20 protein-coding genes are annotated in these 19,330 nt (G+C 67.2%); 8 read left to right on the forward strand and 12 right to left on the reverse strand.

Translation table 11 applies throughout. The features are described from left to right. Positions 1-2: 2 nt before the first annotated feature. Genes AC5P65_RS07045 through ccmA form a run of 7 tightly spaced genes read right to left on the reverse strand, consistent with a single transcriptional unit; the run spans position 3 to position 5,495 of the window. Entirely contained in the window at positions 3-620 is a 618-nt protein-coding gene (locus tag AC5P65_RS07045; protein ID WP_180832187.1) for a DsbE family thiol:disulfide interchange protein, read from the reverse strand. 8 nt (positions 621-628) lie between these two features. Next, positions 629-2,548, reverse strand: a complete 1,920-nt coding sequence (locus tag AC5P65_RS07050) for a heme lyase CcmF/NrfE family subunit (protein WP_180832188.1) — start codon at positions 2,546-2,548, stop codon at positions 629-631. Next, on the reverse strand, positions 2,549-3,010 hold the full coding sequence (gene ccmE, locus AC5P65_RS07055) for a cytochrome c maturation protein CcmE (RefSeq protein WP_180832189.1): 462 nt from the start codon (positions 3,008-3,010) through the stop codon (positions 2,549-2,551). It abuts the gene before it with no gap. Then, positions 3,007-3,195: a heme exporter protein CcmD gene (gene ccmD / locus AC5P65_RS07060; protein ID WP_019660476.1), complete on the reverse strand. Its 189-nt coding sequence runs from the start codon at positions 3,193-3,195 to the stop codon at positions 3,007-3,009. The genes ccmE and ccmD overlap by 4 nt, the downstream gene beginning before the upstream one ends. Then, complete coding sequence (gene ccmC / locus AC5P65_RS07065) at positions 3,192-3,962, reverse strand: heme ABC transporter permease CcmC (protein ID WP_180832190.1); 771 nt, start codon at positions 3,960-3,962, stop codon at positions 3,192-3,194. The genes ccmD and ccmC overlap by 4 nt, the downstream gene beginning before the upstream one ends. A 43-nt stretch (positions 3,963-4,005) precedes the next feature. After that, positions 4,006-4,701, reverse strand: coding sequence for a heme exporter protein CcmB (gene ccmB / locus AC5P65_RS07070; RefSeq protein WP_180832191.1), 696 nt, complete (start codon positions 4,699-4,701; stop codon positions 4,006-4,008). After that, complete coding sequence (ccmA, locus tag AC5P65_RS07075; RefSeq protein WP_495215532.1) at positions 4,698-5,495, reverse strand: heme ABC exporter ATP-binding protein CcmA; 798 nt, start codon at positions 5,493-5,495, stop codon at positions 4,698-4,700. The genes ccmB and ccmA overlap by 4 nt, the downstream gene beginning before the upstream one ends. Positions 5,496-5,506: 11 nt before the next feature. Here ccmA and AC5P65_RS07080 point away from each other — a divergent pair, with 11 nt between their 5' ends. The 3 genes from AC5P65_RS07080 to AC5P65_RS07090 all read left to right on the forward strand — a co-directional run bounded on the left by AC5P65_RS07080 (position 5,507) and on the right by AC5P65_RS07090 (position 8,014). Beyond that, entirely contained in the window at positions 5,507-6,655 is a 1,149-nt protein-coding gene (locus AC5P65_RS07080; protein WP_180832192.1) for a pyridoxal phosphate-dependent aminotransferase, read from the forward strand. Between the two features lie 14 nt (positions 6,656-6,669). Further along, positions 6,670-7,476 carry an amidohydrolase gene (locus tag AC5P65_RS07085; protein ID WP_111097850.1) on the forward strand — a complete coding sequence of 269 codons (807 nt, stop codon included), beginning with the start codon at positions 6,670-6,672 and terminating at the stop codon, positions 7,474-7,476. A 103-nt stretch (positions 7,477-7,579) separates the two neighbouring features. Next, complete coding sequence (locus AC5P65_RS07090; protein ID WP_111097849.1) at positions 7,580-8,014, forward strand: hypothetical protein; 435 nt, start codon at positions 7,580-7,582, stop codon at positions 8,012-8,014. On the opposite strand, the gene AC5P65_RS07095 is transcribed toward AC5P65_RS07090, so the two are convergent. Further along, the gene (locus tag AC5P65_RS07095; protein ID WP_111097848.1) at positions 8,001-8,294 is read right to left on the reverse strand and encodes a hypothetical protein; all 294 of its coding nucleotides are present in this window, start codon (positions 8,292-8,294) and stop codon (positions 8,001-8,003) included. The two genes, AC5P65_RS07090 and AC5P65_RS07095, sit on opposite strands and share 14 nt — an antisense overlap. A gap of 95 nt (positions 8,295-8,389) precedes the next feature. After that, a complete protein-coding gene (locus AC5P65_RS07100) occupies positions 8,390-9,517 on the reverse strand; it encodes an MFS transporter (RefSeq protein WP_111097847.1) in 1,128 nt (375 codons plus the stop codon). A 90-nt stretch (positions 9,518-9,607) separates the two neighbouring features. Here AC5P65_RS07100 and AC5P65_RS07105 point away from each other — a divergent pair, with 90 nt between their 5' ends. Then, complete coding sequence (locus AC5P65_RS07105) at positions 9,608-10,396, forward strand: AraC family transcriptional regulator (RefSeq protein WP_021203002.1); 789 nt, start codon at positions 9,608-9,610, stop codon at positions 10,394-10,396. Between the two features lie 116 nt (positions 10,397-10,512). Here the strand turns inward: AC5P65_RS07105 and AC5P65_RS07110 are convergent, their stop codons facing one another. Genes AC5P65_RS07110 through AC5P65_RS07120 form a run of 3 tightly spaced genes read right to left on the reverse strand, consistent with a single transcriptional unit; the run spans position 10,513 to position 13,928 of the window. Then, positions 10,513-12,147 (reverse strand): pseudouridine synthase, encoded by a 1,635-nt coding sequence (locus tag AC5P65_RS07110; protein ID WP_180832193.1) that lies wholly within the window; start codon positions 12,145-12,147, stop codon positions 10,513-10,515. Next, positions 12,140-13,009, reverse strand: a complete 870-nt coding sequence (scpB, locus tag AC5P65_RS07115) for an SMC-Scp complex subunit ScpB (RefSeq protein WP_019660466.1) — start codon at positions 13,007-13,009, stop codon at positions 12,140-12,142. Before scpB ends, AC5P65_RS07110 begins: the two co-directional genes overlap by 8 nt. Before the next feature lie 13 nt (positions 13,010-13,022). Then, positions 13,023-13,928, reverse strand: a complete 906-nt coding sequence (locus tag AC5P65_RS07120; RefSeq protein ID WP_111097845.1) for a segregation and condensation protein A — start codon at positions 13,926-13,928, stop codon at positions 13,023-13,025. 373 nt (positions 13,929-14,301) lie between these two features. Here AC5P65_RS07120 and AC5P65_RS07125 point away from each other — a divergent pair, with 373 nt between their 5' ends. The 4 genes from AC5P65_RS07125 (at position 14,302) to AC5P65_RS07140 (ending at position 19,193) form a co-directional block, all read left to right on the forward strand. After that, complete coding sequence (locus AC5P65_RS07125) at positions 14,302-14,601, forward strand: YciI family protein (protein ID WP_111097876.1); 300 nt, start codon at positions 14,302-14,304, stop codon at positions 14,599-14,601. Between the two features lie 20 nt (positions 14,602-14,621). Beyond that, positions 14,622-14,873 (forward strand): BolA family protein, encoded by a 252-nt coding sequence (locus tag AC5P65_RS07130; RefSeq protein WP_032953611.1) that lies wholly within the window; start codon positions 14,622-14,624, stop codon positions 14,871-14,873. 149 nt (positions 14,874-15,022) lie between these two features. After that, positions 15,023-16,060 carry a LacI family DNA-binding transcriptional regulator gene (locus AC5P65_RS07135; protein ID WP_019660462.1) on the forward strand — a complete coding sequence of 346 codons (1,038 nt, stop codon included), beginning with the start codon at positions 15,023-15,025 and terminating at the stop codon, positions 16,058-16,060. Positions 16,061-16,136: 76 nt separating this feature from the next. Continuing rightward, positions 16,137-19,193, forward strand: coding sequence for a TonB-dependent receptor (locus tag AC5P65_RS07140; RefSeq protein ID WP_111097844.1), 3,057 nt, complete (start codon positions 16,137-16,139; stop codon positions 19,191-19,193). Positions 19,194-19,330: the final 137 nt, after the last annotated feature.

Genomic DNA, 19,330 nt, shown 5'->3' on the forward strand with positions numbered 1-19,330 from the left:
GCTCAGGGCGCCGTATGCAGGGTGTTGCCGGCACTGCCCTGGGCCTTCTCGATCTTCTCCAGTGCCGGGATCAGCTTCTCGTCGACCACGCGCTGGGTCATCGCTCCGCTGTACTTCCAGCGTACGATGCCACTGCCATCAACCAGGAAGGTTTCTGGCGCAGCGGTCACGCCCCAGTCGATCGCGGTGCGGCCCTCAACATCGCTGAGCACCACCATGAACGGGTTGCCCAGCTGCTCCAGCCAGTGCAGCGCGTCCTTCGGATCATCCTTCCAGTTGTAGCCGATCACGCGCACGCGCTTGCTTTCCGCGAAGCGGGTCAGCACCGGGTGTTCCTCGCGGCAGGCCGCGCACCAGCTGCCCCATACGTTCAGCAGGTAGGGCGCACCGCGCAGGTCGTCGCTGTGCACGATCATCTCCGGATCGTGCAGCACCGGGAGCGCGAACGCGGGTGCCGGCTTGTCGATCAGCGCAGACGGCAGCACGTCGCGCTGCGGGTCACCCGATTTCATCACCCCGTAGATCATCAGCCCGAGCAGGCCGAAGAAGAACAGCACGCCGATCACGATGGCTACCGGCGGCAGCGGGCGGGAGGGGCGCGGGGCAGGGGACTCGGACATGGAAACTCCTACGGACGACGGAAACGGCGGTCGGCGGCGGCGATGAATCCGCCCAGGGCCATCAACAGCGCGCCCAGCCAGATCCAGCGCACGAACGGCTTGATGTGCACCCGTACCGCCCATGCATTGTTGCCCAGCGGCTCGCCCAATGCCACGTAGACATCGCCGTCGAAGCGTGCATCGATGCCGGCCTCGGTCATCACCTGGCCGCCGCTGGCGTACTGGCGCTTCTCCGGGTGCAGCAGGGCCAGTTCGCGGCCGTCGCGGAACACCCGCAGGTGACCGCGGTCGGCGATGAAATTGGGGCCTTCGCGATGGTCCACGCCCTCGAAGCGCACTTCGTAGCGACCGACCACCAGATGCTGGCCCGGTGCCAGCGCCACTTCACGCTGCACGTTCAGCGCTTCGACCAGCAGCGCGCCAGCCAGGAACACGGCGATGCCGGCGTGGGCGACGATCATGCCGAGCATCTCGGCGGTGAAGCGGCCATTGCCACGCAGGCGCTGCCAGACGAAGCGTGCGGTGCCGAGTGCGACCCAGGCCGCAGCGGCGACGCCGATGCCGGCCTTCCAGCCGTTCTGCGGCGCCTGCCACCAGGCCAGCGCGCCCAGCAGCACGGCCAGCCCCAGCCATGGCGCCAGCAGCGCGAATGCACGCGAAGTTTGGTCGCGCTGCCACTTCACCAGCGGGCCGAACGGCAGCAGCAGGATCATCGGCGCCATCAGCAGCAGGAACAGACTGCCGAAGTAGGGCGGGCCGACCGAGATCTTGCCCAGCGACAGCGCATCGGCCAGCAGCGGGTACAGCGTGCCCAGCAGGACCATCGCGCAGGCGGTGGCCAGCAGCAGGTTGTTGGCCAGCAGCAGGGTCTCGCGCGAGGCGGCGGTGAAGCCACGGCGCGGATCGTCGGCGTCCACGCTCAGCTGGCTGGCGCGCAGCGCGTACAGCAGCAGGCTGCCGCCGACCAGCACCGACAGGAACACCAGGATGAACAGGCCACGCGACGGATCGGCGGCGAACGAATGCACGCTGGTCAGCACACCGGAGCGCACCAGGAAGGTGCCCAGCAGCGAAAGCGCGAAGGCCGCGATCGCCAGCAGCAGGGTCCAACTGCCGAACGTGCCGCGCTTTTCAGTGACGGCCTGCGAATGGATCAGTGCCGCACCGACCAGCCATGGCATGAAGCTGGCGTTCTCCACCGGGTCCCAGAACCACCAGCCACCCCAGCCCAGCTCGTAGTAGGCCCACCAGCTGCCCAGCGCTATGCCAAGAGTCAGGAAGCCCCAGGCGACGTTGGTCCACGGCCGCGTCCAGCGCAGCCAGCGGGCGTCGACGCGGCCTTCCAGAAGCGCGGCCACCGCGAACGCGAACGGCACCGCGAAACCCACGTAACCGATGTACAGCATCGGCGGATGGATGATCAGCCCCGGGTCCTGCAGCAGCGGGTTGAGGTCGCGGCCTTCCAGTGGTGCCGGGTTCAGGCGCAGGAACGGATTGGAGGTGAAGATCAGGAAGGCGAGAAAGCCGACGCTGACAATGCCCATCACCGCCAGTACGCGCGCCTGCACCGGTGCTGGCAGGTGCCGCGAGAACAGCGCCACCGCGCCGGTCCACAATGCCAGCACCAGCGCCCACATCAGCAGCGAGCCCTCATGCGCACCCCACACCGCCGAATAGCGGTAGATCATCGGCAGCAGCGAATTGGAGTTCTCGGCCACGTAGCGCACCGAGAAATCCTGCTGCACGAACGCGGCGGTCAGCGCCGCGAACGCGCCGGCCAACAGCAGCAGCTGCGCGAAGGCGGCAGGCCGCGCCACTGCCATCCATGCCGCGTTGTTGCGATGCGCACCGACCAGCGGCAGGCCGGCCTGCAGCAGCGAGGCCAGCAACGCACACAACAGCAGGATCTGACCCAGTTCGGGCAGCACTCAGCGCACCTCGGGGGCCGTCACCGGCACGTCGTGCTTGCGATGGGCATCGCCCATCTTGTCGGCCACTTCCTTCGGCACGTACTTCTCATCGTGCTTGGCCAGCACTTCGTCGGCGACGAAGACACCGTCCTGCAGGCGGCCACTGGCGACCACCGCGGTGCCTTCGGCGAACATGTCCGGCAGGATCCGCGAGGTGGCCACCGCCAGCTGTGCATCGCCGTCGGTCACTTCGAAGCGCGCCTCCAGCGAGCCGACCGGGCGGTTGAAGGAGCCCTTCACCACCATGCCGCCCAAGCGGAAGCGCGACTGCGCATCGACATCGCCGCGCAGCACTTCCGAAGGGGTGTACAGGTAGGCGATGTTGCGCTCCAGTGCCATCGCCACCAGCGCGGTGGCCACGCCGGAGGCGAGCAGTGCCAGCAGTACCCAGGCCAGGCGGCGGCGTTGTACCGGCGTCATCGTTCCAGCTCCGTCGACAGCGGCGTCGCTGCGTCCTGCCTGCCCGCCCGGGTCTGCTGGCGTTGCTGGCGGGCCAGTGCCAGCCGGCGTGCCACGCGCAGTCGCAGCCACGAACCGATGGCATCGGCGCCGAGCACCAGTACGAACACGGCGTAGGCGCCGATCACATAGGGAAGGTGGGTCATGGCTGGGCCTCCGGGACAGGGCGTTCGGCACCGACACGTCCACCGACCCAGGCCTTGCCGGCCTCGCGGTCGAGATTGTCAGAGCGCGCCTTGGCCAGCACCGAACCGGCAAACCAGAACTTGGTGCCGATCACCATCCACCACAGCGGCGCGATCATCGCGCTGCTGATCGCCGATTCACCGAACACGTTGATGGACTGGCGCTGGTGCAGGCCGCCCCACCAGTCCACCGAATAGCGGATCACTGGCAGCAGGCTGACACCCACGATGGCCAGCAGGCCGGCCGCGCGTGCGGCGCTGCGGCGGTCCTCGATGGCGTGGTACAGGCCGATCACGCCCAGGTACAGGAACAGCAGCACCAGTTCGCTGGTCATGCGCGGGTCCCAGTCCCACCAGGTGCCCCAGGTGCCCTTGCCCCAGATGCTGCCGGTCAGCAGGGTGATCAGGGTGAAACCGGCGCCCATCGGCGCGCAGGCCATGGCCAGGATCTCGCAGACCTTGATCCGCCAGATCAGCGCGATGGCCGCGTACAGCGCCATCAGTGCGAACACGAACAGGCTCATCCAGGCACTGGGGACGTGGATGTAGAGGATGCGGAAACTGTCCAGCTGCTTGGCTTCCGGTGGCACCACCAGCAGCGCCTGCCACATGCCGACCAGCAGCACCGGCACCGCAACCAGGTAGAACACCCGCGACCAGCGGGCAGCGAAACGATCGAACGTGGGAGGCGAACCGAGTTGGTGGAACCAGCGGACAATCGGATTCATGCGTGGCGGCTATCCAGCAGGGGTGGATTGGCTCTCAGCTCGGTCAACTCAGAGAAATACGTATTGCAGCAGCAGTGGCCAGCGGAGCCAGCACCAGCGCGACCAGCAGGCCAGCGCCCAGCATCAGCAGCGCACCGACCGGATCCTGCCCGCGCCCGGCTGCCGCCAGGCTGCCTGCGCCGAACACCAGCACGGGCACGTACAGCGGCAACGACAGCAACGCCACGAGAATACCAGAGCGCCGGATGCCGACGGTCAGTGCAGCGACCACGCCACCGATCAGGCTCAGCAACGGCGTTCCCAGCAGCAACGATGCCAGCAACATCGGCAGCTGGTCATGCGGCAGATGCAGCATTTCGGCCAGCAGCGGGCTGACCACGATCAACGGCAGGGCGGTGGTGGCCCAGTGCAGCAGCACGCGTACCAGCACCAGCCAGGCCAGCGGCACCGGCGCCAGCAGCCATTGTTCCAACGAGCCGTCTTCGGCATCGGAACGGAACAGCGAATCCAGCGACAGCTGTCCCGCCAGCAGCACGGCCAGCCACAGCGCCGCGCCGGCGGTGGCGGCCAGCAGCTGTGGCTCGCGGCCCTGCGCCAGCGCGAACAGCACCACCACCAGCACCGCGAACAGCAGCGGTTGCAGCGCGTCGCCGCGGCGGCGCCAGAGCAGGCGCAGGTCGCGCTTGAGCAGGGCGCCTGCGGTCTGCCACAGGCCCGGTTCGGTACCCGGCGCGATCATGCGGCACCGCCGAGGTCGAGCTGGCGGGTACGCACCGGCGGTGCGGCATAGGCGCCGTGGGTGGTGACCAGCGCAGCGCCACCGGCGCGCAGGTGCGCCGAAATCATCCGGTTGACCAGGGTGATGCCCTCCAGGTCGAGGTTGGCATAGGGCTCGTCCAGCAGCCACAGCGGCGCCGGCGACAGCCAGATGCGCGCCAGTGCCAGCCGCCGCCTCTGCCCGGCCGACAGATGCCGCACCAGGGTGTCCTCGTAGCCGGCCAGGCCGACGATCGCCAGTGCGTTGCCGGGCATCTGCCGGGCACGCCGGCCATGCAGGCCGCACAGGAAGTGCAGGTTCTCCAGCGTGTCCAGGTCTGGCTTCAGGGCCGGCAGATGGCTGAGGTAGGCCACGTAGCGTGCACGTTCGGCGTTGCTCGCCGGCTTGCCGTCGATCCGCACCTGGCCGGCGCCGGGCCGGGCCAGGCCGGCCAGCACGCGCAGCAGGGTGGTCTTGCCGGCGCCATTGCCACCCTGCACCAGCAGTGCCTCGCCGGCGTCCACATGGAAGTCCAGCGGGCCGAACACCGGCTCGTCATTGCGGGAGAAGCTCAGGCCGCTGGCGGCCAGCAATGCAGGGGTGTTCAAGGGGCAGGGGTCTTCATGCCGGAGTGCGATGGCAATTGTAGCGGTGAATTCACATGGTAGTGCCGGCCGCTGGCCGGCAATTTCGCCATCTGCCAGCCGAGGTTGCCGGTCAGCGGCCGGCACTACCGACGCGCGGATTGCGTAAACTCGGGGGCCCTTGTTCTCCACAGTCCAGGCCGATGCAACCCACCACCAAGCTGCCCAAGGTCGGTACCACGATCTTCACCGTGATGTCCCAGGTCGCTGCCGAACATGGCGCGGTCAACCTGGGCCAGGGGTTCCCGGACTTTTCCGCGCCGCAGCGCCTGATCGATGAAACGGCCAAGGCGATGGCTGCCGGCCTCAACCAGTACCCGCCGATGACCGGCGTGGCGCCGCTGCGCCAGGCCATCGCACAGAAGTCGCTGGACCTGTACGGCGCCACCATTGATCCGGACACCGAAATCACCGTCACCAGTGGCGCCACCGAGGCCATCTTCAATGCCATCCACGCGGTGGTGCGCGCCGGCGAGGAAGTCATCGTGCTCGACCCGGCCTATGACTGCTACGAGCCGGCGATCGAGCTTGCCGGTGCCAAGGCCGTGCACGTGCCGCTGGACCCGCAGACCTTCGCTGTGGACTGGGACCGCGTGCGCGCGGCAATCACCCCGCGCACCCGCATGCTGATGGTCAACACCCCGCACAATCCGTCCGGTGCGATGCTGGACGAGGCTGACATGCAGGCGCTGGCCGAGCTGCTGCGCGGCACGCAGATCTACCTGGTCTCCGATGAGGTGTACGAGCACATCATCTACGACGGTCGCCGCCATGAGTCGGCGCTGCGCTATCCCGAACTGCGCGAGCGCACCTTCGTCATTTCCAGCTTCGGCAAGACCTACCACTGCACTGGCTGGAAGATCGGCTACGCCGTGGCGCCGCCATTGCTGACCGCCGAGTTCCGCAAGGTGCACCAGTACAACACGTTCACCAGCTTCGGCCCGGCCCAGTACGGCTTCGCCGCGATGATCCGCGACGAACCCGAACACCACCTGGAACTGGGCGCGTTCTACCAGGCCAAGCGCGACCGTTTCCGCGAGCAGCTGACCGGTACCCGCCTGAAGGCGCTGCCGGTCCCGGGCGGCTACTTCCAGCTGGTCGACTACTCGGCCATCAGCGACCTGCCGGACCATGAGTTCGTGAAGTGGCTGACCATCGAGAAGGGCGTGACCGCCATCCCGCTGTCGCCGTTCTACGAGACGCCGCCGGCCGGCCAGCGCCTGGTGCGCCTGTGCTTTGCGAAGAATGAAGCAACGATGGACGCGGCGATCGAACGCCTGCGCCTGCTCTGAGCGGAGGCGTGAACATGCAGGACCTGCGCATTTCCCTCGTCCAGGGTGACACCCGCTGGCACGATCCGGCCGGCAACCGCGCCTACTACGGCGCGCTGCTCGCACCGCTGGCCGGCACCACCGACCTGGTGATCCTGCCGGAGACCTTCACCAGTGGCTTCTCCAATGACGCCATTGCCCAGGCCGAAGGCATGGACGGCCCGACCGTGGCCTGGGCGCGCGAACAGGCCCGGGCCCTGGGTGCGGCGGTGATCGGCAGCGTGCAGCTGCGCGACGGCGAGGGCGTGTACAACCGCCTGCTGTTCGCCACCCCCGATGGCAACCTGCAGTACTACGACAAGCGCCACCTGTTCCGTTACGGCGGCGAGCACGAGCGCTATGCCGCTGGCCGTGAGCGCCTGAGCGTGGAATGGAAGGGCTGGCGGATCAATCCGCAGGTCTGCTACGACCTGCGCTTCCCGGTGTTCTGCCGCAACCGCTACAACGTCGAACGCCCGCAGCAGCTGGATTTCGACCTGCAGATCTTCGTGGCCAACTGGCCGTCGGCGCGCGCCTATGCGTGGAAGACCCTGCTGCGTGCGCGCGCGATCGAGAACCTTTGCTTCGTGGCGGCGGTAAACCGCGTCGGCGTGGACGGCAACCAGCTGCACTACGCCGGCGACAGCGCGGTGATCGACTTCCTCGGCCAGCCGCAGGTGGAGATCCGCGAACGCGAACAGGTGGTGACCACCACCATTTCGGCCGAAGCACTGGCCGCACATCGTGCGCGCTTCCCGGCGATGCTCGATGCCGATGCCTTTCACCTGGACGAACAGGCCTGAGCCACGGCCTGAACACCGCCGCACCAGCGCGCGCGCCTGCATCCAATCTGCACGCGCGCGCTGCTAGATTCGCCGGCAGTCCGACCGAACTGGAAGTGCCGCCATGAACAAGCCTCTCGCCCTGCTGCTGGCCCTGTCTGCTGCAACGCTGGCCCCAGCTGCACACGCCGCCGGCAATCTCGATTGCCAGCTGCGCTACAACCTGTCCGGTTGGTCGCTGATCTACAAGACCGCTTCCGGCACCGGCACGGTCACCTGCGCCAATGGCGCCAGCATGCCGGTGCGTATCGAAGTGAAGGGCGGGGGCCTGACCGTGGGCAAGTCGAAGATCACCAATGGGCGTGGCAGCTTCACCGGTGCGGTCAGCGTCAACGAACTGCTGGGTACCTACGCGTCGGTGGGTGCGCATGCGGGTGCGGTGAAATCCAGCAACGCGCAGGTGATGACCAAGGGCGACATCTCGCTGGCCCTGTCCGGTACCGGCAAGGGCTGGGACCTGGGCGTGGACGGCGCCGCCTTCACCATCAGCCGGCGCTGAGGCGCGTCGGCTGGGCAGTTCCCCAGCTGATGCGGATGTAGTGCTGTTCGGAATCGCTCAACAGCCGTTCGACATCGAAACCATTTTTCAGCAATTGTGCGACCGCGTCTTCGACGAGCTGCTCGCTGGCCATTACCTGGCTGAAGCCGAACACGATGTAGCGACGGCCATTTTCCGAGGCGGCCTGGATGGCGTTGTCGAGGTCGCGGTAGAACAGTTCGATCGGGCGCTTGGCGGCGTCAGCGTTGGCGCGGGCCTGTTCGGCGGTGATGGTGATCATGGGCATCGGTCTTGTGTGGGACAGCGCGCACGATAGCCAGCGAATCAAAGCCGTTCCCGGAAGCCGCGCACAGTGCGCTGTTTTTGCAGCAATTCCTAGGTCGCAGCGGGACGCCGCCGCTGCAGCCAGAAGGCCAGCAGGCCACACACGATGAGCGTCGGGGCCAGCAGCTGCACTGCACCGACCAACGCCATTGCCGCACCGATCAACAGGTAGTAGAGCAGGCCGAACAGTGCGCCTGCGCTGCCAAGACAATGTGGGTAGCCGCGCAGGGCCTGGCCCAGCACATTGGGAATGGCAAGGCCGAAGCCCGTCACCACCGGCACCATCGCCGCGATCACGGCAGGGTGATCATGCAGCAGCGCAGCCAGCAGTCCTCCCGTCAGAACCAGGCCTGCGGCGGTGCGGATGCGCGTGGCCGCGGCAACGCCGGCACGCAACAGGCGGCCATTGCCCCATGCACCCAGTGCCGAGCCCAATGCCAGCAACGCGCCGCTGGCGCCGAACCAGGCGGCGGGCCAGTGCAGGCGCGCAAATACGAAAGGACCGAGCGCGTACCAGCTGTACATCGCTACGTTGAAAGCCATCACCAGCAATGCGTGTGACCAGATCCAGCGATCGCACAGCAGTTGCCGCAGCAGCGGCAGCATGGGCGTGTGCGGGATATGTGCAGGGCGGCTTTCGCGCAGGCCAGCCAGGCATGCGACTGCCAGCACGGCAGCGGTCAGCAGCAGGCCGGACTGTACGCCGACATAGCCATGGACGGCGACCAGCAGCGTGCCCAGTGCAAGGCCGATGGCCGGGCTCAGGGCCAGGGCCATGCCGATCCAGGAGAATGCCTGCGCCAACGCGGGTCCCTGCAGGTGGTCGCGCAGCACGGTCTGGGTGACCACCGAAGCGGCGGCGGCGCCAACCGCGGCCAGCGCTTGGGCCAGCAACACCTGGCCGAAGCTACCAGCGAGCAGGCCGCCCAGTGCAGCCACGGCAAAGACGCCCAAGCCACATAGAAGGGCCGGGCGACGACCGATACGATCGGCCAGGCGCCCCCACAGCAGCACGCCTGCAGCGAAGCCGAACAGATACAGGCTCATGGTCTGGCTGGCGGTACCCGGCGGCAGGGCGAAGCGTTTGGCCAGATCGGCCAGGGCCGGGCTGTACAGGGTCTGTGCCAACTGCGGAAACATCAGCAGTGCAATGGTGAGCAACAACAGGCGGCGCGACATGCGGGCGCTCCAGAAACGGGGCTGCGCATTGTGGTCGCGACTGCAATGACGCACCCTGTCTATCCTGTCATCGAATGTATGAAATCAGACATGGCCTGGTTGCAGCCGCACACGCACTTCGACGCCGATGCCTGGAGCGCTCCGGTGCTGGGGATCGCAGCATCACTGGCGGATCACGACTCGGGTTGGCACCAGCATGCACGCGCGCAACTGCTCTACACCCGGCAGGGCTGCACGCGCCTCACCTACGGTGATCGCATCAGCCTGCTGCCGCCCGCGCGCGCCGCGTGGATTCCCGGTGGGCTACGCCATCGCGCGCAGATGCGCCAGGCGGTCGACTACCGTTCGTTGTACTTCGACGCCACCCTGTCAGCCCAGCTGCCCCGGCAACCAGCGATCATCGGCGTGGGGCCGCTGCTGCAGGCCTTGCTGGAGCCGATTGCGCAGGCGCCGTTCGACCATGACTGGCAGTCGCCGCGCGCGCACCACCAACTGGCGTTGTGCGTGCTGGAAATCGCTGCTGCACCGGTGGCGCCGATGGACCTGCCTTTGCCGCGTGATCCGCGCATTGCACGTTGCCTGCCGTTGGCCGAACAGCTGCCGCCCGAACTGCACGAACTGGCCACGCGTACCGGCCTGAGCGCGCGTACGGTTGGCCGGTTGATGCAACACGATACAGGCATGGGCTATCAGGCCTGGCGCCAGCAATGGCGCCTGATGCGGGCCATGGAGCTGCTGTTGCTCGGTCATCGCGTCGCGCATGTGGCCCAGGACACCGGCTTCTCCGCCGAGAGCCCGTTCATCGCCTTCTTCCGCGGCATGACCGGCACCACGCCCGCCGCGTTCCAGCGCCACGCAAAAGGGGACGGAGGGGATTAAGGCGCTTTCGCCCCTTTGATACAGGCCGTGGCAAAAACGACTTAATCCCCTCCGTCCCCTTTTCAAAGAAAAACCCCGGCCGGAGCCGGGGTTTTTCATTTCAGTCGGGCCGGTGATCAGCCGCCGCGCGGGCCGCTGCGGCGCGGGCCGCCCGGACCGCGGTTGCCACCGGGGCCGCCCGGACCACGGTTCCCACCCGGGCCGCCAGGGCCGCGATTGCCGCCCGGGCCACGGTTGCCGCCGCCCGGACCACGACCGCCCGGACGCGCACCGTGCGCCGGCTTCGGGCTGCCGTAGGGGTTGAAGCCCGGCGTGGCGTGGTCGGACGGGAAGTTCGGGGCATTGCCCGGATGGCCGTACGGGTGCCTGTTGCCCTGGCCCTGCGAGCGGTTGCCGGCACCGGCCGGACGACCCTGGCCGCCTGCGCCGCCACGGCCTTCACCGCCGAAACCGCCACGGCCCTGGCCGCCACCGGCGCCTGCACCCGGACCCTTCGGCTTGCCATACGGACGACCCTGGCCGCCTGCACCCGGACCACGGGCACCGGGGCCGCGCGCGCCCGGACCGGCGTTGCGATGGCCGCTCGGGCCGGTGCTTACGCCATCCGGCACGTACCAGGTGCGGAATGCCGCCGGATTGCCTTCCGGCAGCGAGCGATCATTCTTCGGGGCGCGCTGCTTGAACGGCTTCTGCGACTGCTTGGCTGCCGCTTCACCGCTGACCGTCAGGCCGCCCTTGAAGCCGCCACCCTTGCCGCCGCGACCACGGCCGCGGTCTTCGCGGACGTTGTCGAAACGGCGCAGCTCGCGACCTTCGTCAGCGGTGTTGTGGCCATTGACGTAGGCATTGCCGCGGCCACCTTCGCGCACGCGCACGGTGGTCTTGGCGGCGCGGCGCTGGCCGATCACCGGCTGCAGCGTCAGCGCCGACGGTGCGCCTTCTTCCAGCTTCAGCTGCGCACGCAGCGCTTCCACCTGGGCGGTACCCAGTTCCACCGAATGGCCACGGGCCAGTTCGCGCGGCAGGCTAACCTTGCCGTAGCGGGTGCGCTTCAGGCGGCTGACCTGGCAACCCTGCGATTCCCACAGGCGGCGCACTTCGCGGTTGCGGCCTTCCTTCACCACGACGCGGAACCAGTCGTGCGAATCGGTGCCGCCGATGCGTTCGATCTCATCGAACTTGGCCGGACCGTCCTCCAGCGCGACGCCACGGCTGAGGCGGTCGACGATGGCGTCGGAGACCTTTTCCTCGCCTTCCGGCGCACGCACGCGCACCACGTACTCGCGCTCGACCTCGAACGACGGGTGCATCATGGCGTTGGCTAGTTCACCGTCGGTGGTGGCCAGCAGCAGGCCGGTGGTGTTGATGTCCAGGCGGCCGATGGCGATCCAGCGCGCGCCCTTCAGCGGCGGCAGCGATTCGAACACGGTCGGGCGGCCTTCGGGATCTTCGCGGGTGGTCACTTCGCCTTCAGGCTTGTTGTAGACCAGCACGCGCGACGGTTCGGACAGGGCGGTGGCGACGAAGCCGCGACCGTCCAGTTCGATCCTGTCGCCGCTCTTGACCGACATGCCGGTCTGCGCGACTTCACCGTTGACCTTGACCAGGCCCTCGGCAATGCGCTGTTCCAGCGCACGGCGCGAGCCGAGGCCGGCCTGGGCCAGCACCTTGTGCAGGCGCTCTTCCAGCTTGAACTGTTCGGAGGTGGCTTCGCGCTTCAGCGAGAGCTTGTTACGGGGGGTGTCACTCATCAGTTTTGCTCCGGCCGACGGTTTCGAGGTCGGCCTCTGGTTCGGAATCGGCTTGGTCAACAGCCACGGTCGTCATCGCGACGGCGTTGTCTTCGCGTTCGTTCAGGGGCACCGCGCGCTCGCCCGGCGCGGAATCGGGGTGCCCATCATCGAGGGGCGAAGGTGCTTGCTCATCGGTGGCCGACGCAGGCGCTGCATCGGCGGAATCGGGGGTGTCACTGCCGGCCAGGCCGGCGTCGTCGTTGGCGGCAGCGCCGTCGGCCGAGACGTCCGGGCCGTCGGCGCCGGCAACGGCCGGAGCATCGCGGTCCAGCGCCAGCTGCGGTTCCAGCTCGCCCAGGTCCTTCAGTTCCGACAGCGGCGGCAGTTCGTCCAGCCGCTTCAGCCCGAAGTAGTCCAGGAAGCCCTTGGTGGTGCCGAACAGTGCCGGCTTGCCGGGCACGTCGCGGTGGCCGACCACGCGGATCCATTCGCGTTCTTCCAGTGCCTGGATGATGTTGCTGCTGACCGCCACGCCGCGCACCTGTTCGATCTCGCCGCGGGTGATCGGCTGCCGGTAGGCGATCAGCGCCAGGGTTTCCAGGGTGGCACGGGTGTAGCGGGTCTTGCGTTCGGTCCACAGCCGGCTGATCCAGCCATGCACTTCGCTGGTGACCTGGTAGCGGAAGCCCGAAGCGACCTCGACCAGTTCCACGCCGCGTCCTTCGCAGGCCTCGCGCAGCCGTTCCAGCGCACGTTCGATGCTGCCCGGCGGTGCGGGCTCATCTTCCGGGAACAGGTCCTTCAGCTGGGCCAGGGTGAGCGGCTGGCTGGAGGCCAGCAGGGCACCCTCGACAATGCGGTCGATCAGCGATTGGTCCATCGGCACTCAGCGCTCACTCATTGGCATTGGCGGCGTCGTTGTCGTCAAACTCGCTGCTGAACTGCAGCGGGGCGTTGGTGTTGCCGGCCGCCAGCGACTTGACGTAGATCGGCGCCAGCGGTTCTTCCTGGACGATGTCCAGCAGCTGTTCCTTGGCCAGCTCCAGCACCGCCAGGAACGTGACCAGCACGCCCAGCTTGCCTTCTTCGGCCGTGAACAGCCCTTCGAAGCGATAGAACCTGCCGTCTTCCAGGCGGCCGAGTACCTCGCCCATGCGTTGCCGCACGCTCAGTGCCTCGCGCTTGATGGCGTGGCCGCTGAACAGCTCGGCGCGCTTGAGCACGTCGTGCAAAGCCAGCAGCATTTCCTTCAGGTCCACCGGCGGCGGCAGCTTCACCGTGGCGCGTTCGGGCATGAAAGCATGCGCCACCGTGGTGTCGCGGTCCTGACGGGGCAGGGCGTCGATGTCCTCGGCGGCCTGCTTGAAACGTTCGTACTCCTGCAGCCGGCGCACCAGCTCGGCGCGCGGGTCGGTCTCATCGCCTTCCTCGCTGACCGGGCGCGGCAGCAGCATCCGCGACTTCACCTCGGCCAGGATCGCGGCCATCACCAGGTACTCGGCCGCCAGCTCGAAGCGCAGCTCGCGCATCACGGTGATGTATTCCACGTACTGCCGGGTGATCTCGGCGACGGGGATGTCCAGTACATCGAGGTTCTGGCGGCGGATCAGGTACAACAGCAGGTCCAGCGGGCCTTCGAAGGCATCCAGGATGACTTCCAGCGCGTCCGGCGGGATGTACAGGTCCTGCGGGATCTGCAGGACCGGTTGCCCATGCACCACGGCCAGCGGCATTTCCTGCTGCTGGGGGGCGGGCGGCCGGGTTGGCGGGTTCGCGTCAAGCGCGAGTTCGGAAGTCATCTAATGGACATCAGGATTGCAACGGACCAGTCGCGGCACCGGGTTCGCCGGGCCAACGCCACGGCGCCCCAGGGCACCAGACACGCCGGGATCGGCGCGATTCCACACATATCAAACAGCAGGACGCGCCGCAGGAGACGGCAGCGACAGAACTACGGGGAGGTCGTCTACGTGGCCCGGCCGGATGGTCCGGTTTGAAGCAGCGGGACGGTCGTCGGGGGCTGCGTTGGCCGCAAAACCGACGGGCTGCTGCATCCACCACGTGCAATGGAGTCTAGGGTAAGCCTTTGTCGCGCCAGTGTCCAGCCGGGCCGGGGCAGGGAGCGCATTGGCTAGAATCTGCGCACCCGACAACGCAAGCGAGGAAATGCCGGTGTGGTATGTGATCGAAGGGTATGACGGCCAGAACGTGCTGGCGCAGCGGCTGCAGGCGCGGCCGGAACACCTGGCGCGCCTGCATGCGCTGCGCGACGAGGGGCGCCTGCTGCTGGCCGGGCCGTGCCCGGTGGTGGACAGTGAAGACCCGGGCCCGGCCGGCTTCAGTGGTTCGGTGGTGATTGCACAGTTCGAGTCGCTGCCGCAGGCCCAGGCCTGGGCCGATGCCGACCCGTACGTCGCCGCCGGCGTATACACCCATGTGCAGGTGCGGCCGTTCCGCAAGGTCCTGCCGTGAACGCGGAGCGGATCGAGCGGATGCGTGACGCACTGCAGCAGGCGCTGGCCCCCAGCGTGCTGGAAATCGAAGACGACAGCCATCGTCACGCCGGTCATGCCGGTGCACGCGATGGCCGCGGCCATTTCAACGTGCATGTGGTCAGTGAGCGCTTCGCCGGGCTGGGTCCGCTGGCCCGGCACCGCGCGGTCTATGCCGCGCTGGGGTCGATGATGGAGACCGATATCCACGCGTTGTCCATCCGCGCGCAGACCCCGTCAGAACAGGGCTGAGCCCTTGTCCCACGCTGTCCTGGCGGGTCCTTCATGGGCCTCGCCACGGACAGGTTTTCATGTCCATTTCGGGACATTCGCCTAACGGACTGTTTACAAGCCCAGATGGAAACGCTTACATTCCGCGCCAATGCTGGTAGGTCCAAGCCGTGGAGGGCGGCTTCGTGAACAAGGCAGCTATCACAATCAAAGACGTCGCACGCGAAGCCCGGGTCTCCGTGGCCACGGTTTCCCGCGCGCTCAACGGGCATGAAAATGTCGCCGAACCGGTCCGCCAGCTTGTGCTGGAGGTGGCCGCACGGTTGCGTTACACCCCGCACGCCGCCGCCCGCAGCCTGAGCAGCCGCCGCACCAATACGGTGGGCGTGGTGCTGCCTGACCTGTACGGCGAATTCTTCTCCGAGTTGATGCGCGGCATCGACGGCGTGGCCCGCAACCGCCGCCAGCACCTGCTGGTGTCCAGCTACCACGGCGACCAGGAACAGCAGGGCGCGGCCCTGCGTGCCATGCGCGGCCGCGTCGACGGCCTGCTTGTGCTCTCGCCCTACGCCGAGAGCCCGGGCTTCCTGACCGACAACCTGCCGCAGTCGCTGCCGACGGTGTTGATCAATACCTATCTGCCCGGGCAGGACCACCCGGTGCTGAGCATCGATGACCACGCAGGTGCGATGGCGATGACCCGCCACCTGCTGGACGCCGGCCACCGTCGCATCGCTTTCATTTCTGGCCCGGATCTCAACTTCGACGCGCGCGAGCGCCTGCGCGGCTTCCGTGACGCGCTGGTGGCTTTTGGCGGTGGCGCCGAAGGCATCGAGTTGCCCGGTGATTTCGACGAAGCTTCCGGCCATCGTGCCGGTCAGGAGTTGCTGGCAGCCGGAGCGCTGCCCGATGCCGTATTCGCCGCCAACGACATGATGGCCCTGGGGTGCCTGTATGCATTCACCCAGGCCGGCGTCCGTGTGCCCGCCGATGTTGCCTTGGCGGGTTTCGATGACATTCCACTGGCGCGTTTCGTCCACCCGTCGCTGACCACCATGCAGGTCAGCATCGCCGAGCTCGGCGACCGGGCCATGACGCGTCTGATGCAGTTGATGGACGGCACCTCCACGGATGGGGCAGGGGACAAGCAGACCCTGGTTCCCCGCTTGATTGTTCGCGATTCCACCACTCCGCCATCCGGCCGTTGAAGCCAGAGGCGTTCCTTCTTTTTTGATTGATCGCAGGGACCGCGCAAGCGGTTACCGCCACCCGGAGATTGAGTTGATGATGCATACCACCTTCCGCATGCCGGCGCGCCGGCTGCTGAGCACCGCACTGGTCAGCTGCCTGATGCTGGCTGCCGCCCCCAACGTCATGGCGCAGTCGGCCAACGCCAGCCTGCGCGGCCAGGTTGCCGGCGCCCAGGCAGGCACCGAAGTGACCGCCACCAACGTGGCCACCGGTACCGTCCGCCGTGGCACCATCCGCGCCGACGGCAGCTACTCGCTGATGGGCCTGGATCCGGGCACCTACAACGTGGTCGCCAACGGCCAGACCCAGAAGGTCACCGTCACCGTGGCCTCGACCGCGACGCTGAACTTTGCCGGTGCCGCCAGCAGCACCCAGGGTTCGACCGCGGCCACCAACCTGGACACCGTCAACGTTGTTGCGCCGACCCTGCTGCAGGAAGTGCGCACCTCCGAAGTCGGCAAGACCGTCAGCCTGCAGCAGATCCAGACCACCCCGCAGGTGTCGCGCAACTTCCTGGAGTTCGCCGACGCGGTGCCGGGCCTGATCTTCACCCGCGACGCCAAGGGCAACACCTCGCTGCGCGGCGGCGCCACCAATGCCGATGGCACCAACGTGTACATCGACGGCGTGGGCCAGAAGAGCTACGTCAAGGGCGGCGGCGTGGCCGGCCAGTCCGGTAGCGCCGGCAACCCGTTCCCGCAGCTGGCCATCGGCGAATACAAGGTCATCAGCGGCAACTACAAGGCCGAGTATGGCCAGGTGTCGAGCGCCGCGGTGACGGCTGCAACCAAGTCCGGCACCAATGAGTTCAAGGGTGAGGCGTTCTACCGCTACACCGATGAAGACATGCGTGCCAAGACCCCGGCCGAGCGCCAGGGTGGCAAGGAGAAGATGGTCTCGGCCGAGAAGGAATACGGCTTCGCCCTGGGCGGCCCGATCGTCCAGGACAAGGCGCACTTCTTCGTGACCTACGAAGCCAAGCGCTTCGACCTGCCGGTCACCATCGCGCCGGATGGCGCGGTCACCGGCGCTGCCGGCCTGCTGCCGCCGGCCGGCGCCGCCGGCCTTGGCCCGGCCAGCCAGCCGTTCCAGCAGGACCTGATCTTCGGCAAGATCGACTTCGAGCCGACCGACAACGATCGCATCGAGCTGACCTTCCAGGACCGCGACGAAACCCAGTCGCAGTTCAGTGGCCAGACCTCGCCGGAAGCCGGCCGTGAAGTGGTCAACACCGACCGTCGTTACGCCCTGCGCTGGAACCACAGCGGTGAGCGCTACTACAACGAGTTGATGGTCACCCACGAAGACTCGTTCAACAACCCGACCCCGCTGACGCTGGCCAACGGCATCACCTACACCGCACCGGACGGCCCCGAAGACCGCACCATCGTGAAGATCGGTGGCGCCTCGGCACTGGATTCGCAGGTGAAGGGCCAGAAGGGCTGGTCGATCGAAGACAACCTGACCCTGGATGGCATCCAGTGGGCCGGTGACCACACCATCAAGATGGGCGTGAAGTACAAGGCGATCGATCTGTACGCATCCGATGCGGCACAGATCAACCCGACCTTCACCTACTCGCTGGGCGATCCGGACTTCCCCGATTCGATTCCGTACAAGGCGCAGTTCGTCAAGCCGGTGACCGGCGTGTCCGGCGTGTCCGGCGAAGTGCGTTCGAAGTCCAAGCAGTACGGCGTGTTCATCCAGGACGACTGGCAGGTCAACGACCACCTGCAGCTGAACATCGGCCTGCGCTGGGACTACGAAAAGACCCCGTCCTACCTGGACTTCGTGACCCCGCAGCAGGTGGTCGACGCCATCTATTCGCAGGATCCGCGCGCGCCCGCCGGCCAGACCTATGCCGATTCGCTGGCACTGGGCGGCCTGGACATCAGCGACTACATCAGCAACGGCCACAACCGCAAGGCGTTCAAGGATGCCTGGCAGCCGCGCCTGGGCTTCTCGTATGACATCAATGCCGACGAGCAGCACGTGATCCACGGTGGTGCCGGCCGTTCCTACGACCGTGACCTGTTCGACAACCTGCAGTTGGAAACCACCAAGCTGGCCCTGCCGCAGCCGACCATCTACTTCCGCAACCCGGCCACCAACACCTGCATCAACGGCCAGGCCGCCTGCTATGACTGGAATCCGAACCTGCTCAACGGCATCGGCAACCTGCAGGCACTGGTCGGCGCGACCAGCAATGCCGGGCTGGAGGTTGACCTGCTGAACAACAAGCTGAAGGCGCCGTACTCCGATCAGTTCAGCCTGGGCATGAGCAACCAGATCGGCGACTGGCTGACCGATGCCACCATCGCTCGTACCCTGAGCTACGACGGCTTCGCCTTCACCCTGGGCAACCGCTACCCGACCGGCCAGTTCTTCGATGATCCGCGCCTGTGCGGCGGCACCTCCGCAGGCCTGAGCCAGGCCTGGAGCTGCAACGTGCCGGGCTTCGGCAGCCTGATCATCGGCCAGCAGGGCATCAAGACCCGCGCCACCCAGGTCCTGTTGTCGGCACAGAAGCCGTTCACCAAGGAAAGCGGCTGGGGCACCTCGATCGCCTATACCTGGACCACTGCGCGCCATAACCGCGACATCAACGAGAAGTATGCGTTCGATCGCGGCCTGATCGGTGACTACCCGACCATCCGCTCCAACGGCGCGCCGCGCCACCGCCTGGTGGTGACCGGTTCCTACGCGGGCTTCTGGGGCATCACCTTCGGTGGCAAGATCACCCTGGCCACCCCGACCGCCGTCAACGACTGGTACCCGGTGATGCAGGCCAGCGGCTACACCCTGCCGACCCCGCAGGCGGCCGTGCCCAACGCCACCGGCAAGTTCCTGGTGGGTGGCAAGATCTTCGGCTACCGTTCGGTCGACCTGCAGGCGACGAAGACGTTCAAGCTGGCGGGCAACACCGAGCTGTACGCCCGCCTGGACATCATCAACGTGTTCAACTTCGACAACTTCTCCACCTACAACTACGTCAAGACCAACGGCAAGCTGCAGGCCAGCTACAACGAGACCGGCGACATCATCGGTACTCCGCGCCAGGTCAAGGCCGAAGTGGGCTTCCGCTTCTAAGCCCGGGCGGTGATGCATGACCCGATGCCGCCGGCTCGCTGGCGGCATCGGTGAAAACGGCAATGGCCGGCCCTGTGCCGGTCCATTGCCCACGCCGCTGCCGGCCAGGGGGCAGCGGCGTGGGCAATGATCGCGGT

It is taken from the genome of Stenotrophomonas sp. YJH_SMC_48-3 (assembly GCF_059369375.1).

Coding starts and splice junctions, on each gene's coding strand:
- AC5P65_RS07045 (WP_180832187.1), bottom strand. CDS start 620: ATGTCCGAGTCCCCTGCCCCGCGCCCCTCCCGCCCGCTGCCGCCGGTA.
- ccmE (WP_180832189.1), bottom strand. CDS start 3,010: ATGACGCCGGTACAACGCCGCCGCCTGGCCTGGGTACTGCTGGCACTG.
- ccmD (WP_019660476.1), bottom strand. CDS start 3,195: ATGACCCACCTTCCCTATGTGATCGGCGCCTACGCCGTGTTCGTACTG.
- ccmC (WP_180832190.1), bottom strand. CDS start 3,962: ATGAATCCGATTGTCCGCTGGTTCCACCAACTCGGTTCGCCTCCCACG.
- ccmB (WP_180832191.1), bottom strand. CDS start 4,701: ATGATCGCGCCGGGTACCGAACCGGGCCTGTGGCAGACCGCAGGCGCC.
- AC5P65_RS07080 (WP_180832192.1), top strand. CDS start 5,507: ATGCAACCCACCACCAAGCTGCCCAAGGTCGGTACCACGATCTTCACC.
- AC5P65_RS07085 (WP_111097850.1), top strand. CDS start 6,670: ATGCAGGACCTGCGCATTTCCCTCGTCCAGGGTGACACCCGCTGGCAC.
- AC5P65_RS07090 (WP_111097849.1), top strand. CDS start 7,580: ATGAACAAGCCTCTCGCCCTGCTGCTGGCCCTGTCTGCTGCAACGCTG.
- AC5P65_RS07095 (WP_111097848.1), bottom strand. CDS start 8,294: ATGATCACCATCACCGCCGAACAGGCCCGCGCCAACGCTGACGCCGCC.
- AC5P65_RS07100 (WP_111097847.1), bottom strand. CDS start 9,517: ATGTCGCGCCGCCTGTTGTTGCTCACCATTGCACTGCTGATGTTTCCG.
- AC5P65_RS07105 (WP_021203002.1), top strand. CDS start 9,608: ATGGCCTGGTTGCAGCCGCACACGCACTTCGACGCCGATGCCTGGAGC.
- AC5P65_RS07110 (WP_180832193.1), bottom strand. CDS start 12,147: ATGAGTGACACCCCCCGTAACAAGCTCTCGCTGAAGCGCGAAGCCACC.
- scpB (WP_019660466.1), bottom strand. CDS start 13,009: ATGGACCAATCGCTGATCGACCGCATTGTCGAGGGTGCCCTGCTGGCC.
- AC5P65_RS07120 (WP_111097845.1), bottom strand. CDS start 13,928: ATGACTTCCGAACTCGCGCTTGACGCGAACCCGCCAACCCGGCCGCCC.
- AC5P65_RS07130 (WP_032953611.1), top strand. CDS start 14,622: ATGCGTGACGCACTGCAGCAGGCGCTGGCCCCCAGCGTGCTGGAAATC.
- AC5P65_RS07140 (WP_111097844.1), top strand. CDS start 16,137: ATGATGCATACCACCTTCCGCATGCCGGCGCGCCGGCTGCTGAGCACC.